At 45.5% G+C, this 16,245-nt stretch carries 13 protein-coding genes; all 13 read left to right on the top strand.

The genetic code is table 11. From position 1 onward, the window contains the following. Positions 1-76: 76 nt before the first annotated feature. The 13 genes from ftsH to KPC83_RS04420 all read left to right on the top strand — a co-directional run bounded on the left by ftsH (position 77) and on the right by KPC83_RS04420 (position 16,171). Positions 77-1,966, top strand: coding sequence for an ATP-dependent zinc metalloprotease FtsH (gene ftsH, locus KPC83_RS04480; protein WP_216278074.1), 1,890 nt, complete (start codon positions 77-79; stop codon positions 1,964-1,966). A gap of 225 nt (positions 1,967-2,191) precedes the next feature. Continuing rightward, positions 2,192-3,034, top strand: a complete 843-nt coding sequence (locus KPC83_RS04475; protein ID WP_216278073.1) for an NYN domain-containing protein — start codon at positions 2,192-2,194, stop codon at positions 3,032-3,034. A 116-nt stretch (positions 3,035-3,150) separates the two neighbouring features. Beyond that, the gene (locus KPC83_RS04470; protein WP_216278072.1) at positions 3,151-4,959 is read left to right on the top strand and encodes a LuxR family transcriptional regulator; all 1,809 of its coding nucleotides are present in this window, start codon (positions 3,151-3,153) and stop codon (positions 4,957-4,959) included. Between the two features lie 221 nt (positions 4,960-5,180). Beyond that, positions 5,181-5,852 carry a hypothetical protein gene (locus tag KPC83_RS04465; RefSeq protein WP_216278071.1) on the top strand — a complete coding sequence of 224 codons (672 nt, stop codon included), beginning with the start codon at positions 5,181-5,183 and terminating at the stop codon, positions 5,850-5,852. Beyond that, positions 5,849-6,712 (top strand): hypothetical protein, encoded by an 864-nt coding sequence (locus tag KPC83_RS04460; protein WP_216278070.1) that lies wholly within the window; start codon positions 5,849-5,851, stop codon positions 6,710-6,712. Before KPC83_RS04465 ends, KPC83_RS04460 begins: the two co-directional genes overlap by 4 nt. Then, entirely contained in the window at positions 6,709-7,566 is an 858-nt protein-coding gene (locus KPC83_RS04455; protein ID WP_216278069.1) for a hypothetical protein, read from the top strand. The genes KPC83_RS04460 and KPC83_RS04455 overlap by 4 nt, the downstream gene beginning before the upstream one ends. After that, positions 7,557-8,201: an ATP-binding cassette domain-containing protein gene (locus tag KPC83_RS04450; RefSeq protein WP_216278068.1), complete on the top strand. Its 645-nt coding sequence runs from the start codon at positions 7,557-7,559 to the stop codon at positions 8,199-8,201. Before KPC83_RS04455 ends, KPC83_RS04450 begins: the two co-directional genes overlap by 10 nt. Then, a complete protein-coding gene (locus tag KPC83_RS04445; RefSeq protein ID WP_216278067.1) occupies positions 8,194-8,832 on the top strand; it encodes a hypothetical protein in 639 nt (212 codons plus the stop codon). Before KPC83_RS04450 ends, KPC83_RS04445 begins: the two co-directional genes overlap by 8 nt. A 119-nt stretch (positions 8,833-8,951) precedes the next feature. Continuing rightward, entirely contained in the window at positions 8,952-10,037 is a 1,086-nt protein-coding gene (locus KPC83_RS04440) for an iron-containing alcohol dehydrogenase family protein (RefSeq protein WP_216278066.1), read from the top strand. Between the two features lie 373 nt (positions 10,038-10,410). Further along, on the top strand, positions 10,411-13,215 hold the full coding sequence (gene ileS, locus KPC83_RS04435; RefSeq protein ID WP_216278065.1) for an isoleucine--tRNA ligase: 2,805 nt from the start codon (positions 10,411-10,413) through the stop codon (positions 13,213-13,215). Positions 13,216-13,219: 4 nt separating this feature from the next. Then, a complete protein-coding gene (lspA, locus tag KPC83_RS04430) occupies positions 13,220-13,795 on the top strand; it encodes a signal peptidase II (RefSeq protein ID WP_253200871.1) in 576 nt (191 codons plus the stop codon). Then, positions 13,795-14,805, top strand: a complete 1,011-nt coding sequence (locus KPC83_RS04425; RefSeq protein WP_216278063.1) for an RluA family pseudouridine synthase — start codon at positions 13,795-13,797, stop codon at positions 14,803-14,805. Before lspA ends, KPC83_RS04425 begins: the two co-directional genes overlap by 1 nt. 97 nt (positions 14,806-14,902) lie before the next feature. Beyond that, a complete protein-coding gene (locus KPC83_RS04420; RefSeq protein ID WP_216278062.1) occupies positions 14,903-16,171 on the top strand; it encodes a glycosyltransferase family 2 protein in 1,269 nt (422 codons plus the stop codon). Positions 16,172-16,245 lie beyond the last annotated feature (74 nt).

Raw genomic sequence — 16,245 nt, 5'->3', positions numbered from 1 at the left:
TACATCATTTTTGTATACCGTATGAGTTGCGGGGAATACTTTGCTCAGTTAATACGATTTGAGTGGAGTAGTGCTCATGGGAATGGATGAAAACAAGCGCCGACGTAACATGGTTTTGTATGTGCTTGCTGCGTTTGCCGTATATGTTGTATTGAATACCTTTGTGTTTCCACAATTAAAGACAGGTACTCAAGTTGAAAAGGTGAGCTATAGCGATTTTACAACGGCTCTTCAAGATAAGCGCGTTGACTCGCTAAAGTACACCTACGACAGTCAATCGGAAGCAAAGTATCTTCTTAAAGGTAATAAAGATACGGTATATACCACCTCGGTTCCTATCAATGATACCGAGATTTGGAAGCTCATTCGTGAGAGTGGTGCTAATACAAGTGTTGATATTCCTAATGAGTCATCAAATATGTGGCTCTATTACCTTCTAACCATATTTGGTCCAATTCTTCTTTTTATGGGTATTGGCTGGTGGCTTAACCGTCGTATGAAAAAAGCAATGGGAGACGATGGTCCTTCCATGAACTTTGGCGGCGGCTTTAATATGGGCGGCGGGCTCGGCAAATCGGGTGCGCGTATTGTTGCGAGCAAAGATGTAGGCGTGACCTTTAAGGATGTTGCCGGTCAAGAAGAGGCAAAAGAATCGCTCAAAGAAGTAGTTGATTTTCTTGAGAATCCTAAGCGCTATGAGGCAATTGGTGCCAAGTTGCCACGTGGAGCGCTTTTGGTGGGCCCTCCGGGTACCGGTAAAACCCTGATGGCTAAGGCAGTTGCTGGTGAGGCAGGAGTTCCGTTTTTTAGCATCTCAGGCTCTGAGTTTGTTGAGATGTTTGTAGGACGCGGTGCTGCAAAGGTGCGTGATTTGTTTAAGCAGGCAAATGAGAAAGCGCCCTGTATCGTTTTTATTGATGAGGTTGATACCATTGGTAAGCGGCGTGACGGCGGCGGCTTCTCGGGTAATGATGAGCGCGAACAGACGCTTAACCAGCTACTAACTGAGATGGATGGTTTTGATAACCATAAAGGTATTGTGGTGCTTGCTGCTACCAATCGTCCTGATTCGTTAGACCCAGCGCTTACGCGCCCTGGCCGCTTTGACCGTCGTATTCCGGTTGAGCTGCCTGATATGCGAGGTCGTCAGGCAATTCTTGAGCTACATGCTAAAGAGGTTAAAACGCAGCCACCCCTTGACTTAACGGTGATTGCTCGTTCAACACCAGGCGCTTCGGGTGCAGACTTAGCGAACATTATAAATGAGGGCGCACTTCGTGCTGTTCGTATGGGGCGCACGCGTGCCACGCAGGAGGATTTTGAAGAGTCGGTAGAGGTTGTTATTGCTGGTCAGCAGCGCAAGTCTACCGTGTTGTCAGACCATGAAAAGCGGGTTGTGGCGTATCACGAGATTGGTCATGCCTTAGTTGCGGCTTCACAAACACATAGTGCTCCTGTTACTAAGATTACGATTGTGCCGCGTACCAACGGTGCGCTGGGCTATACCATGCAAGTTGAGCAGGATGAGAAGTTTTTGACTACGCGCCAAGAAGCCCTCGACAAGTTAGCGGTGTATTGTGGTGGTCGCGCTGCTGAGGAGCTCATCTTTAACGAAATGACAACTGGTGCTGCAAATGATATTGAGCAGGCTACGCGATTAGCGCGCAATATGGTTACGCGTTTTGGCATGTCTGATGAGTTTGGCATGATGGCGCTTGGAACCGTTCAAAATGCCTATCTTAATCAAGATACTTCACTGACCTGTGCTCCGGGCACTGCTGAGCGCGTGGATGCTGATGTTAAGCAGATGATAGCCGCTGCTCACGCACGCGCACTACAGGTTTTGCGCGAGAATAAGTTTAAGCTTCATGAGCTGGCTCATTATTTGTATAAGAAAGAGACGATTACCGGCGAGGAGTTTATGACCCTACTCAAGCGAGAAAACCCTCTTATGAAGCAGGATTAAACCCTCTGGTTTGTTTGATAGTTACATCTACATCGACCTTGTGCATGCCTTATAAGTGAGTTGGGTATTGCGCAAGGTCGATTGCTATTTGTTGTATACGATTGCAGCACACTCGTCATGTATAGATTATTTACTTGATTTGCTTTGGTGTTGAGGGCGTATGCACGATTTATATCACGCTATTATGGAAGTCTCATTTATTGCACGCACGAAAGGCTGCATGCTATGTATTCAGAAACCGAGCCGCGCTACGCTATTCTTATCGATGCCGATAACATTTCAGAAAAGTATGTCAGCATTATTCTTGACGAGGTTAACAATGTGGGCATTGCCACGTACAAGCGCATTTATGGTGACTGGACTAGCACACGCATGACCAGCTGGAAAACCTGCCTTCTTAACCATTCAATTACCCCCATTCAGCAGTACAGCTATACCTATGGAAAGAATGCAACCGATTCAGCCATGATTATTGACGCCATGGATATACTCTACTCAGGCAACGTTGACGGCTTCGCTATTGTATCGTCTGATTCTGATTTTACGCGGCTGGTTGCTCGTTTGCGTGAGAGCGGTATGCAAGTTGTTGGCATGGGCGAGCAAAAAACGCCCAAGCCCTTTATTTCTGCCTGTAATCAGTTTAAGTACCTTGACTTGCTATTTAGCGAGGCAGAAAAAGCAAAGGCAGCCGAAGAAGCAGCTGAAAAGCAGCAAAAACAGACAGGTACACGTGATGGGGGAGATGCTGCGGATAGTGGGGCTGATGATGATTCGGGAAGCGCTCAGGCAGCCTTTGGTGAGATGACGCGTGCAGATAGGCGCAGACATCTCAAGGCAGTTCGCTCTGCAATCTCAGCAATTATTGATGCCTATGGTGATGAGGATGGTTGGATTACGCTGGGGCAGCTAGGCGATCAGCTCTCTCGTCGTTTGTCAGACTTTGATGTGCGCAATTATGGCTTTAAGCGACTTCGTCCGTTTTTAGGGTCACTTGGCGTATATGAGTTTTATGACCCCGAAGGCGAATATGGTCTACAACAGATTTATATGCGCGAGCGTGATGAATAGCGTTAGTGTTTCATGTCTTTTACGCCTATAGTATGTATAAGGTATAGCGGGTATAAAGCTATACCACGTATCTATAGAACAGTAAGTACGCGCGGGAGATATGTGCATTGACACGTATGAGCAACAATTTTCAAGCTAGTGATAGCACAGCAGTCCTACATATAGATGCGCAGCGCTTTCAAACAATATGGAAAAAGCTGACAAAACGAGAACGTGAGATTTGTAATCTATTGGTATGGGTTGAAGATGCAAAAGAGATAGCTCAGATACTGAGCGTATCTGAGTCAAGTGTACGCGTGCACTTATCGAGCATCTACCAAAAATTTGAAGTGAAGCGCCGCGCTGCCCTCAAAGCAATCCTTCTTGAACATACAAGCTTGGTAGAACAACTTGCTCATAGTGAAGGCTTTACACCACACATCCACTCTGCACCAGATACTCCCATACAGCATATCCCCTCAGCACATAATCAAGGCACTCGCTCAGCTCAGAGCGAAGCTATAGCTGAGAGTGAACCATCAGTCTTTGCGTATGTGCTTAATTGTTTGTATTGGATTAGTAGCCTTACACTTATTCCTATATCACTTTTAGAGATAAGATTTTCTTATCAGCAACCATTATTTCTGATGCTCGGCTTAATAGCGGGGATGTTGCTTGCATTTGGCTATAACATGCTTGCACATAGACTATCAAAATCTAAAATATCTAGGTATATGCATCGTGTTGATTGTCTCATTCATATTCTATCGACGATTACTCTTGTAGCTACAGTAAAGCTTTTTTATATGGAATACTTGTTTCATGCAAATATACTCTTCAACTTTATTGTTGGCTTTATACTTTCATTTCAAGTATTGCTTATATTCAATCAGGTGCAGTTTAGTGATATATCTGTTGCTAATCACGGTGAGCTGTCGTTTATTGCGGTGCTTATCGCTGTTGCAGGGTTAGTGGGTCTTGCGGTAATTAGTAAGGACTTTGCTTCAGTTATATGGGGACTCTCATTTTTACGCGTGGTTTCTTTAGTTTTTAGTTGCGTATATCCGAGACTGATAGGTTTTAATCGTTTAGAACATTGGCAAAGCAAGCCTCATGAAGTTCGCCAACTTATCGAGCGTGTGGCAGCATCGGATAAGCGGGCATGGACGTATATATTGTGTTGCTGCATGGGGCTGTTTCATGGATTAATGGCATTTGGAACTTTATATTCAGGTTCACAGGTTTCATATGCCTTTGTGCCCTGGATTTTTGTAAGTTTTTTAGGGATAGTACGATATGGATATAAACGTGTATCACATAAAACTTTCCTGTTAGACATAGCCCTTGGTGTATTCCTTGTTGTTATATTGGCTCAAATCATTTCGGTACAATTTGGTTCAGTTGTTTGTATTTGGTGTGCAAGTATATTGCTTATAAGAACGTATAAAAACTGGACCCTACCTTCACAAAATGTTTGTATGTTCTTCTTAGTATGTACCTTGATGATATATGTACTATTTGGTGCATTGTTATCCGATGTGCCAGAGCTTCAATCAATGATTCCGTATCCGGTTCATAGTGTTATCCAGATGACTCAGTATCTCATCATAGCTGCTATTTATACACTCAGTACGTTTGCTGGTATTTTATTTGTATATACACTGAGAAAGCTAGATAGCGAGGAACTTGTTCAACAGACGCAGTTTGGGTTTACAAAAGAGCAACAGTGTCGTTTTTTACAGTATTGCCAAGGTCAGAAGCTTGATGAATTAAAATCCCAAATACTTTTACGTGTCATTATGGGGCAAACAGCTAAGGAGATTGCTACAGAGCTTCATTATGCACCTAATACAATCAAACAATATAAATCAAAAGCATATCGCGAGTTGGGCGTTCATTCGCTGGAAGAACTTCTTAGCTTATATAAGCAGATAAATTGTATCTAAACATTTTATATACAAACGGTATACCGTATGTTTAGCGACTTGAGCGTATTCATTTGGCATAGTGGGAAGTGCCAAAAGTATTTGGCAACGTAGTTGATGTTCGATAGAGAGGAGATTCTTATGAACATCAAAAAGCATTTGATAACGTCGGTTGCTTTGAGTTAGGTTTGGTTAGAAGAGGCCGCTCGCATGAGCGTCTTTCTTTCGAGATGGGTAGCAGTATGCTCAGTAGAAAAGAAAAAGGTTTTATTGGTGCATTGGTTATAATTGCCTTGTCTCTTGGCGGGGTATTTGCCGTTAATCACATAAATGATTTACGCGAAAAAGAGCGCATTAAGCAAGAACAAGAAGCGGTAAACCATACGTACATGATTGGTGAAACTGCTGTATTAGATAACGATATTGAAGAAAAAACTGCCACTTCAACAGGTATGTATCGAGAGCGGTATGGTTGGAGTGGGGCACTCGAGTTCACGGTATTGAGTGCAGAGCTTGTTAACGACCCTGATGTTGTATCTCAAAAACTCAATTCAGGCTATCTCCCAGATAGGGAATGGTACTACGATTCTCGTGAACATAACGTTGTTGTAGTATATGGACGCTTGCATAACGTTAATGCGGAGCAGCTCAAAGAAAACGAGCATGGGTTTAAATGGTTTTTTATGAATTTTGGTTTTACAAAATCATCTGGTCTTCCATATTTTGACGGACTTGACGCAGAGTTAAGAGATGTATATCAAGAGCTTTATTATACTACTCTTGAAAAGGGTGAGACAAAAGACGTTACCCTTGCAATTCCTGTAGATAAGCATGCAGACCCAAAAGACATTTATATGTATTACGGTGACTGGGATTTACGTCATAAGTTTCACTTTGACTTGGGGCTATCATGAGCGTCGCTAAAACGAGATTGTGGCCAGTTTTGCGATTTGAGTTGATAAAGTGTTTTAACTCAAAGTGGATGTTTGTTGCGTTATCAATAGGGATTTTGCTTGCACTTAGCTCAGCCATCGAAGCAACCCAGTATGTATACGGTCTATTGGCTACGCATATGGACTACTGGTCAAATATGTATAGCTATTCTAATTGGATGGTTGCTAACTGTAACGCACGTTTAAGTCCAACTATATTTTTCTACGTAGTACCTTTACTTGTTTTGATACCCTATGCATGGTCTGCCATCACTGAGCGAAGTAATGGTTTTGATATTCAGGTTTTTTCACGCAGTTCAAAGAGGTATGTTTTACTTTCACGGTCTATTACAGCTTTTTGTTCTGGGTTTGCATGTACTGCTATTCCTTTATTGGTTAATTTTGCAGTACTCGTTCTGCTCATGCCTTCAATTCCTGCAATCTATGAGGATTGGAATGTGCTGGGTATATTTGACGACTCATTTTTAAGTCAATTGTTTTATAGCGCTCCTTTACTATATGTTGCTGCTATGACTCTAGTAGATGGTGCTTTAATGGGCGTTTGGGCTCTTACGGTGTTCTCGCTGTCGGTTTTTATAAAAAATCGAGTCATGCTTTTAACGCTGCCCTATGTAGGTTTATTAGGTTGGAAATATTTTTCAGGTCAGATATTCACTACGCTTCTGATTCAAGGTCCAAGTCTTAATTTTATTGATGACATGCAAGGCACCTTTTACTGGACAAAAACAGACCCTCTATTTATGGGCTTACAGGTGCTGATTCTACTTGCTGTAGCCATGGCTTGTTTTGTCATAATGCGTCGCAGAGAGCTTATCTCATGAGTGTTCATACACGTATAAAGCGCCTCATTTCAATTGAGCTTTCAGGTGCTCGGTATAGACTTATAGCCCTGCTCATGCTTCAAGCTGTGTTAGTGATAGTGCTGCTTGGCATTCGCTATATATCTGCTTATTTTTCTGATGTCCCAACCAATGGCTTGAGTTTGGGCGATAACTTGGCACTTGTGTTTTTGGGTGTTAAGCCGTTTGAGTTCCGCGAGGGCTTGCTGTTTATTCCACCATTGGAATGGCTCTTCTTTCTTATGGTTTTGTTTTATGGGCCAGTGCTGATAGTTTCTTCAGGAATGAATGAATATCTTCATCGCATCGTTCATTTATTGGGTTCGCGGCAGCTGTTTTGGTTGATACAGTCAGTTCTTAATGCTCTTATAATCACAGTAAGTTTTGCACTGGTAGGCATTGTTGTGTTTGGTTGGACACTTATCCATGGTCAGGCTATCCAAGCAGATATAAGCCAAGCATTATTCGCGGTTGCGACTATATCAAGAAGTAGTGACATACATACTTCTATAAACGTCGTGCCGTTTCTTTTTGGTGTATGGCTTACCCTTCTTGCCCTTTCGCAGATTCAGTTGCTGATAGGTCTGGTTTGGGAGTCATCTATTGCATATATGACAACAATAGTAGAGCTGCTTGCGGCTGCTTATTTTAACAACTTTCTCCTAAGCGCTAATGTATTCATGGTGCTTCGCTGGGGTGATTTTATTCGGTCAGGTTTACCATTTATTCCCAGTTTGCTCATAGCACTAAGCCTAGGCTTTATTGCCTTTTTGGTAGGCTTTTGGGTAGTTGACCGTGCTGATATTTTTCAGAAAGGAATCCGGATATGGCAGTAGAGGTAAAATATGTCACCAAGCACTTTGGTCCGGATACCGTGCTTGATAAGGTTTCAATTGTGGCTCCCACATCTCAGGTTACCGGTCTACAAGGCATCAATGGTTCTGGTAAAACCATGCTTATGCGTGCTATCTGTGGTCTTATCCATATTGATGAGGGTGAAATCTGGATAGATGATACTTTGCTTGGAACCGACATGGAGTTTCCACCTCATGTGGGCGTGTTACTTGAGCAGGCATCATTTCTTGGAGATAAAACAGCTTTTTGGAATCTCTACCAACTTGCCCGCATTAAAGGCTTGATTGGCGAAGATGAAGTGCGAGATGCTCTCAAAAAAGTAGGCCTTGACCCAGATTTGAGAAAACCTTTTAAGAAATACTCCCAAGGTATGCGCCAGCGTGTAGGTATTGCAGCAGCAATTATGGAAAGACCTAACTTACTCATCTTAGATGAGCCTACCAATGCTCTTGATGAAGCAGGTATAGCTTTGTTAGAAGATATTTTGCATGAAGCCTGTGCATGGGGTGCTACGGTTATTGTGTCGTGTCACGATACAGAGATTCTTCAAGCCTTTACCCATCAAATATATCATCTGAGAAATGGTCAGGTTATTGATTGGACACAACATGCATAAGGTAAAGCATCCAGTTCTAGTATCACTTATATGTATGATAGCCCTTATAGCTTTAATTGCTGTACGTGCAGTATATGTCACCTCAACAGCTCCCCAGCCAAAGATTGAAACCTATAAATTAGGGGAGTGGATAGCACTCAATAACGCCAATCTCATCAACGAGCCCGATAAGTCAGGTGCTTATAGCTTTAAGGTTGATAAAGCAGAGCTTATGTCAGCTAACGAATATATTGCAAGCTATAGTAAAGACCAAAGCCGTCACTACACAGGTGATGATGGTGATATACAAAGTGTGGTAGTGCTCACGATGACCGTTAAGAATACCGGCACTGACATAGGTGGCGTTGATGGCTTTATGTGGAGAATTATTCCTAAAGCGATGAATGCTGAATATCGCTTTGATGAGAAGTTATTTAGTTTTGCTGAGCCATCGATAACGAGCGGAATGTTTGCAGTTGCGCCGAGCAAAGAATATGCAACTCATATCCCCTTTAGCTATATTGGTGACGCTCCTTTTGGAGGGCCGGTTGGCATCGAGGTGAGAAAGGCAATTTCCGAAGGTTGCGCACACCTCTCATTCTCACATTATCCTGTACGAAAGTCGCTTTATTTTGAGATGACCCGCTCGTAGGAGCGTCAGTATCCCATTAGCTTGCCCGCGCATTGTTACAAAGCTGCAAATAACTTTTTGATGCTCGCTTTTGAGACGTATACTTGCCCGCATGTAAAACCGACATGGGGAGGGAAAATATGCGCAGTGTTCAAATGAGCAACTATACCGTTGGTGAGGATTGCTTTGACGCAATTCCTGAGGCGCTCGCGCCCTATGGCGCTACATCGGTGGTGTTAGTGGGCGGAGCACGCGCACTAGCAGCGGCGGCACCCGGTATTCAGGCTGTGCTTGCAAAGACAAACATACAGGTACTGGATACCATTGTGTATGGTACCGACTCTTCTCAAACAAATGTTGATAAACTCGCGGCTAATCCTAACTTTCGAGATGCTGATGTTGCCTTTGCTATCGGTGGCGGCAAGGCTATCGATACGGTAAAAACAGCGGCGTTGGAGCTTAATAAAACAGTCTTTTCGGTGCCAACAATTTGCTCAAATTGTTCAGCTGCTACAGCAATTGCCGTGGTCTATAACGACGATGGCTCGCTTAATCGTTATTCGTATCCGCAGGCACCTGCGCATATCTTTATTAACCCCAAGGTAATTGCCGAGGCACCGGCTGAGTATTTCTGGGCGGGTATTGGTGACGCACTTTCAAAGCAGCCTGAGGTTGTGTATGCCACCAGCGAAGATGAGCTTTCTCATACAGCCGAGCTGGGACTCGCGCTTGCGCTCACTTGCTCCGAGCCGCTGTTTAGTTATGGTCCTCAAGCGCTTCTTGATGTGCGGGCAAATCGTTCAACCGAGGCAGTTAAGCGAATCGCTCTCGATATTGTTGTAAATACCGGCTATGTAAGCAATCTTACCAACCAGCCAGACTTTTATTACAACTCCTCTTTAGCGCATGCTTTCTATAATGCAACTACTCGTATTGAGCGTGAGGGTCATTACCTGCACGGAGAGGTTGTTAGCTTTGGCGTATTGGTTCTGTTTGCATATGCCCACAACCAAGAAGAGTTTGAGCGGTATGCACACTTTAACCGTGAACTTGGTCTGCCGGTAACGCTGGCAGAGCTTGGTTTAGATGAGAGCCATCTTGATGCACTTGCCACGTTTGCCCAGGATACCAACGAATGGCGCCAGGGACACCCGCAGCCATTTGAGCCGTCTTTGTTCATTGATGCAATTCGTGCAGCAGATGCGTATGGACAAAGCCTTCTGTAGTTTGCGCTAGAAAGTAGGTCTTGAGCGTGCTACACTGTGCGCTCAGAGGCTATGACGGGGACGAGTACATATGTGCTCTGCGCATAAAGAGAGCAGGTTCTTTGGCTGAAAAACCTGCGCGCATCGTATATGGAATATCACCCCTGAGCTGCGGCCCCAACGGGCGTGTATAACATTCACGCGCTAGTAGACGTCGCCGAGATGACCGTCGTTATAGGTCAGCCGAGTAGCGGTTTGATACACATGCTGTCAAACCTGAGCTGGGTGCACAAGCGAAGAGCAGGCTCATGTGAGTTATATGCGCTTCGTCCCAGCTGATATGTGGGACGGGCGCATTTTTTTGTGCGTCCACAAACAAGAAAGGTTGTATCTCATGGCACATGAGTACAAGCAAACTATGAATCTGCCAAAGACGGCATTTCCCATGCGTGCTGCTTTAGCACAACGTGAGCCTGAGCGCTTAGCTCGTTGGCAGACCAATCGGGTATATGAGCAGCTGCTCAAAAAGAACGCAGGTCATCCGCGCTTTGTGTTGCACGATGGTCCACCCTATGCAAATGGCCCTATTCATATTGGCCATGCTATGAATAAAATCTCTAAGGATATTATTAACCGCTATCAAGCAATGCAGGGCTTTGAAACACCTTATGTGCCTGGCTGGGACTGCCATGGTCAGCCTATTGAGCACAAGGTTGAAGAGGCGGTGGGCACAAGTAAGTTTAACCAGATGTCTACTGCTACCATTCGTGAAATGTGCAATACCTTTGCTGTTGAAAACATTGAGCTGCAAAAAGCTGGGTTTCGTCGCCTTGGAGTGTTAGGTGAGTGGGATAAGCCCTATCTCACCTTGCACCATATTCATGATGCAGCTGATATTGAAGTCTTTAAGGCCATGTTCGATAAGGGCATGATTTACCGGGGTCACAAGCCGGTTCATTGGTGCAAGCATTGTCATACCGCGCTTGCTGAGGCAGAAATTGAATATGGCGATGAGACAAGCCCCTCAATTTATGTACGCTTTGAGCTTCTGCAAAAACCTGCAGGTCTTGAGTCTTTTGCAGGTCCTGTTGACTTTGTAATCTGGACAACAACCCCTTGGACCATTCCATCAGACCAGGCGGTTTCTTTAAAGCCGGGCGCTGCTTATGTTGCTGTTGAGCATGATGGACGCGCTGAGATTATGCTTGAATCCCTTGCGCCTCAGGTCTGCGAGATAGCTGGCTGGGATTACACGCCTGTTATGGTGGATGGTAAACCCTACGTGGTACCCGCCGAAACCTTTGATCACATGCATTATCGCCAGCCTGTCTTTGACGATATTGAGGGTGTCGCACTGTTGGCTGACTACGTTGGCACCGAAGACGGTACTGGTATTGTTCACAACTCACCTGGTCATGGTGTTGATGACTATTATGTTTGCCTACATGAGGGCATGGAAATTTGTATGCCGGTTGATGATGATGGAAAGTTTTATACCGGTGATGTTTTTGGCACTGGCGGCCCCTTCTCAGGTATGGATACTGATGAGGCAAACCCTCACATCATCGCATTTTTGCGTGAGCGCAATACGCTTGTTGCCGAGAAAAAAATTACGCATAGCTATCCGCATTGCTGGCGCTGTAAGCATCCGGTGTTATTCCGTGCAACCGATCAGTGGTTTGTGTCAATGGATAAAACTGGCTTGCGTGAACAGGCAAGCCATGCCATTGAGCAGGAGGTTCGTTGGTATCCGCCGCGCGCTGCTAACCGCATTGGTGCTATGGTAGCTCAGCGGCCCGACTGGTGTATCTCGCGTCAGCGCAATTGGGGTGTGCCTATTCCAAGCTTTACGTGCGCGTCGTGCGGCGAAAAGGTCATGAATGACGCAACGCTTGATGCGGTGATTGAGCTCTTTCAAGAAAAGGGCTCAGACGCGTGGTTTATCGATGAGCCTGCAAGCTATTTGGGAGAGGCCTGCGTGTGCTCAGCATGCGGCAGCCATGAGCTTAAGGCTGATAGAGATATTTTAGATGTCTGGTGGGATTCGGGCGTGTCGTGGCGTGCAGTATGTGAAGGTCGCGATAATCTGAGCTACCCAGCTGATGTGTATTTGGAGGGCTCTGATCAGCATCGTGGCTGGTTCCAGAGTTCACTGCTTACCAGTGTAGGTGCTAACGGTCATGCGCCTTATAAAGCAGTTGTTTCTCAGGGCTTTACCCTGGATGGAGAAGGTCGAAAAATGTCCAAGAGTTTGGGCAATGTTATTGACCCTAATCAGGTATGTGCCGAGATGGGTGCAGATATTATTCGCTTGTGGGTTGCAAGTGTTGATACGTCTAACGACGTTGCCATAGACCATGAAATCCTAGCGCGTACCTCTGACGCATATCGTCGCTTTAGAAATACCTTGCGCTACCTACTTTCAGTTATCGAGGGCGATTTTGAACCTGAGCATGATGCTTTGCCTTTTGAAGAGCTTGAACCGCTTGATAAGCTTATGATGGCACGCTTAACTCTTGTTCAGGCAGAGGTTGATGAGGCGTACGCCAACTACGAGTTTAACCGCGCTTATCGCGCTCTGTATGATTTTGTTGTCACTGAGCTGTCAAATGTTTATTTGGACGCCTTAAAAGACCGTCTCTATTGTGATGCACCTCAGGCCAAGAGCCGCCGTAGTGCCCAGACCGTTGTTGCTGAGCTGCTCTCAATGCTCCTGCGCGATTTGCAACCTATTCTTGCATATACCACTGATGAGGTTATGGAATATGCACCTGCAAGCTGCAGAGATTATCAAGAATACGCTGCGTTGCTTTCATGGTATCAAGCGCCAATAACGCACGAGCAAGCGCTTGCTTATAAACCCACGCTTGATGCGGCTTTGACGCTAAGAAGCGTAGTTACCAAGGCATTGGAAGATGCACGTGCGGCAGGTAGCTTTACCAAGAGTCAGCAGGTTAAGGTGTGTGCAACGGTGCCTGCTGAGCTATATGACCTGCTCTCAGGTGATAAGGCGTGCGACCTAGCCGAGTTTTATATTGTGAGCGAGCTTGAGCTGCGTGTTGGCGATGAGCTTATGGCTGAGGTATATCCGGCGGCAGGAGCATGCTGCGAGCGCTGTTGGAACTATCGTGTGTCAACGGGCGTTCATGGAGAGCACGAGCAGATTTGCGATCGCTGCGCAGAAGCGCTGGGAGCGTAGAATCGTGGCGTCCTTTATTCCGGCACGTGCCTGGCGCGCTTCACGTGCGCTGGGCTGTGCCTTAGCCGTTATAGTACTCGATCAGCTTACAAAACTTCTGGTAGTGAGCTACCTTGCACCTCATGCAGACACGGCACCTAAGGCAGTTCCTTTTTTGCCGGGACTCTTGGAGTTGCGCTATGTTGAAAACAGAGGAGCTGCGTTTAGCATTGGCGAGGGTTTTTCTGGCGTGTTTGTTTTTTTGGCGCTTGCAATAACTATCGCTACAATTGCCTATCTTTCACGAGCTCCTCAGGTCTCAAAGCTTGAGCTTATAGGCTTGGCGCTGGTGGTGGGAGGTGCATTAGGCAATGCGCTTGACCGAGTGCTGCGTGGTTTTGTTGTTGACTTTTTTGCAACCACCTTTATTGATTTTCCGGTGTTTAACGTAGCTGATATTGCCATTGATGTTGGGGTTGTATTGGCCTGTATAGGCTATATGTTTTTGTCACCTGCAAATCGCGTTGATGCGACGGAAGAGCTTAATCGTCGTGACCGCATAGCTCAGGCAAAACGTGCAGCCAAAAAGGATATGCGCTAATGCCAGTACTTGAGGGCTTGGTATATCCAGAGCATGATGGTATGCGACTCGATAGTTTTTTAGCAACGCTTGAGGGTGTTCATTCGCGCTCTCAAGCGGCGCGCCTTATTGAAGAGGGTGCAGTGACGCTTAATGGCCTTACCTGCAGCTCAAAAAAGACGTCGGTTTGTACGGGCGATCGTATTGCTGTATGCGTGCCTGAGCCTCTTGTGTTTAATCAGGTACAAGCTGAGGCAATTCCGCTTGATATTCGCTTTGAAGATGAGCACCTGATTGTGCTTTCAAAGCCACGCGGCCTTGTATGTCATCCCGCGCAAGGGCATGTATCGGGCACGCTTGCAAACGCACTTGTACACCATTGTGGTCTTGACCATTTGGGTACGCTCCAAGGTGAGGATAGACCAGGCATTGTACATCGTCTTGATCGTGATACTTCAGGGCTTATGTTGGCTGCTAAGTCTGATGAAGCTCAAGTAGCACTTCAAAATCTCATTCGTACCAGAACCCTCGATAGACGGTATATTACGTTGGTGCATGGTGGCTTGAGCTTAGCTGAGGGGACCATAAACACCGGAATTGCCCGCTCGTCAAAAGACCGGCTGCGCATGGCGGTAAGTGACGACCCGGCAGCTCGTCAGGCTATTACGAGCTTTCGTGTGCTTGAGCATTTTGCCTCGCAGCGAGGTGATGAGGGCTACACACTGGTTGAATGTCATTTGTTTACCGGTCGAACACATCAAATACGGGTACATATGCACCACATTGGACATCCGCTCGTGGGCGACCCGCTCTATGGTAAGGGTTCAGCGTCGATGAATCTTGGGCTAACTCGTCAGTTCCTCCATTCGTGGTACGTAGCATTTAATCACCCCATGAGTGGTGAGCCGCTCTGTTTTACCGATATGTTGCCATGGGATTTAGCACAAGCACTCGATGATATACGTTTGCGCTCAGAGGGAACAAGTGCGGTGGGGGATGACATAATTCCTATGCTAGGACTTTTAGATTAAGAAATTCTTTTGCTAGCTCACACAGCACATTCACCATTTTGAGGTGATAATTCGCTACACTTTGTGCGCCCTGTTTATCGGTTGAGGAGTTATATACGTGGCACCTATTGAATACTTCAACGTGCTTATCGCCATACTCTTTACGGTAAGCTATGTGTACCAAGTGGTGTTTTTTATCATTGGAGCTATACAAGGACAGGTGCAACTACCAGCCGCATCAAGACTTCATCGCTATGCCTTTTTTATTGCTGCTCACAATGAAGAGGCAGTGATTGCAAACTTGGTAAGCTCTATTAAAGACCAAGACTATCCAACAGATTTAATTGATGTCTTTGTGGTGGCTGACGCATGTACCGATAATACTGCTCAAGTGGCGCGCGATGCAGGAGCCATTGTGTATGAGCGCCATGATTTGGCGCGTAAGGGAAAAAGCTGGGTGATGGATTTTGGTTTCAAAAAAATCCTAGAAGACTATCCAGGGCGCTATGAAGCCTACTTTATTTTTGATGCTGATAATCTGCTCTCAAAAGACTACGTGCGCATTATGAACGATGGCTTTGACCAGGGTTTTCAGGTGCTTACAAGCTATCGAAACTCAAAAAACTTTGGTCATTCATGGATTTCAGCAGCCTACTCGATTTGGTTTATTCGCGAGGCACGCTTTCTCAATAATGCGCGTATGCTACTTAATACTTCATGCGCTGTGTCTGGTTCGGGCTATCTCATCTCTGCGCGCATTGTTGAGGCAATGCGCGGCTGGGACTTTCATACGCTTACCGAAGATATTCAACTTTCAAGTTTTTGTGCCATTCATGGTATTCGCATTGGGTATACCCCTGCTGAGTTCTATGATGAGCAACCTTTGACGCTGAGCGCCTCAATCAAGCAGCGCAGACGCTGGGTTAAAGGCTTTTATCAGGTGTTTTTTACCTACGGCAAACAGCTTGTGCAAAGTGTTGTTAAACATCACTCTTTTGCAGCGTTTGATTTGCTGATGGTTATTGCTCCAGCTACTCTTTTGAGTCTAACGTCATTGATAGCAAATGGTTCCATGCTGCTCGTTGGCACCTTAACTCAGGGCTTTTTAGTAACTGATGCCGAGATGACTCAAATTCTTGGGTCTATTGTGCTGAGCTTTTTAGGCATGTATGTCACCTATTTTAGTATGGCGCTCACTACCACAATATTGGAATACAAGCACATTCACTGCCGCTCAAAGTTACGCATCCTGAGCAATCTATTTGCATTTCCGCTGTTTATGTTTACCTACATTCCGCTAACAGTAACGGCTCTATTCTTAAAAGTTGACTGGATTCCCACGCCTCATGACGTGTCGGTTACCCTTGAGGAGGTGCTCAATAAATAGTAGGTACCTAAGGCGCCACCATAGGGCATATACAGCCCTGCGCACCATATAGGCTAGGTCGTTTTGATTTGAAT

Source organism: Collinsella sp. zg1085 (assembly GCF_018889955.1).
Lineage (GTDB): Bacteria > Actinomycetota > Coriobacteriia > Coriobacteriales > Coriobacteriaceae > Collinsella.
Note: the sequence above shows the minus strand (reverse complement) of the source record. Positions and strands in the feature narration are given on the sequence as shown.

Bases quoted from the DNA above. Each gene is read 5' to 3' on its own strand.
- ftsH (WP_216278074.1), top strand. From the start codon at position 77: ATGGGAATGGATGAAAACAAGCGCCGACGTAACATGGTTTTGTATGTG.
- KPC83_RS04475 (WP_216278073.1), top strand. From the start codon at position 2,192: ATGTATTCAGAAACCGAGCCGCGCTACGCTATTCTTATCGATGCCGAT.
- KPC83_RS04470 (WP_216278072.1), top strand. From the start codon at position 3,151: ATGAGCAACAATTTTCAAGCTAGTGATAGCACAGCAGTCCTACATATA.
- KPC83_RS04465 (WP_216278071.1), top strand. From the start codon at position 5,181: ATGCTCAGTAGAAAAGAAAAAGGTTTTATTGGTGCATTGGTTATAATT.
- KPC83_RS04460 (WP_216278070.1), top strand. From the start codon at position 5,849: ATGAGCGTCGCTAAAACGAGATTGTGGCCAGTTTTGCGATTTGAGTTG.
- KPC83_RS04455 (WP_216278069.1), top strand. From the start codon at position 6,709: ATGAGTGTTCATACACGTATAAAGCGCCTCATTTCAATTGAGCTTTCA.
- KPC83_RS04450 (WP_216278068.1), top strand. From the start codon at position 7,557: ATGGCAGTAGAGGTAAAATATGTCACCAAGCACTTTGGTCCGGATACC.
- KPC83_RS04445 (WP_216278067.1), top strand. From the start codon at position 8,194: ATGCATAAGGTAAAGCATCCAGTTCTAGTATCACTTATATGTATGATA.
- KPC83_RS04440 (WP_216278066.1), top strand. From the start codon at position 8,952: ATGCGCAGTGTTCAAATGAGCAACTATACCGTTGGTGAGGATTGCTTT.
- ileS (WP_216278065.1), top strand. From the start codon at position 10,411: ATGGCACATGAGTACAAGCAAACTATGAATCTGCCAAAGACGGCATTT.
- KPC83_RS04425 (WP_216278063.1), top strand. From the start codon at position 13,795: ATGCCAGTACTTGAGGGCTTGGTATATCCAGAGCATGATGGTATGCGA.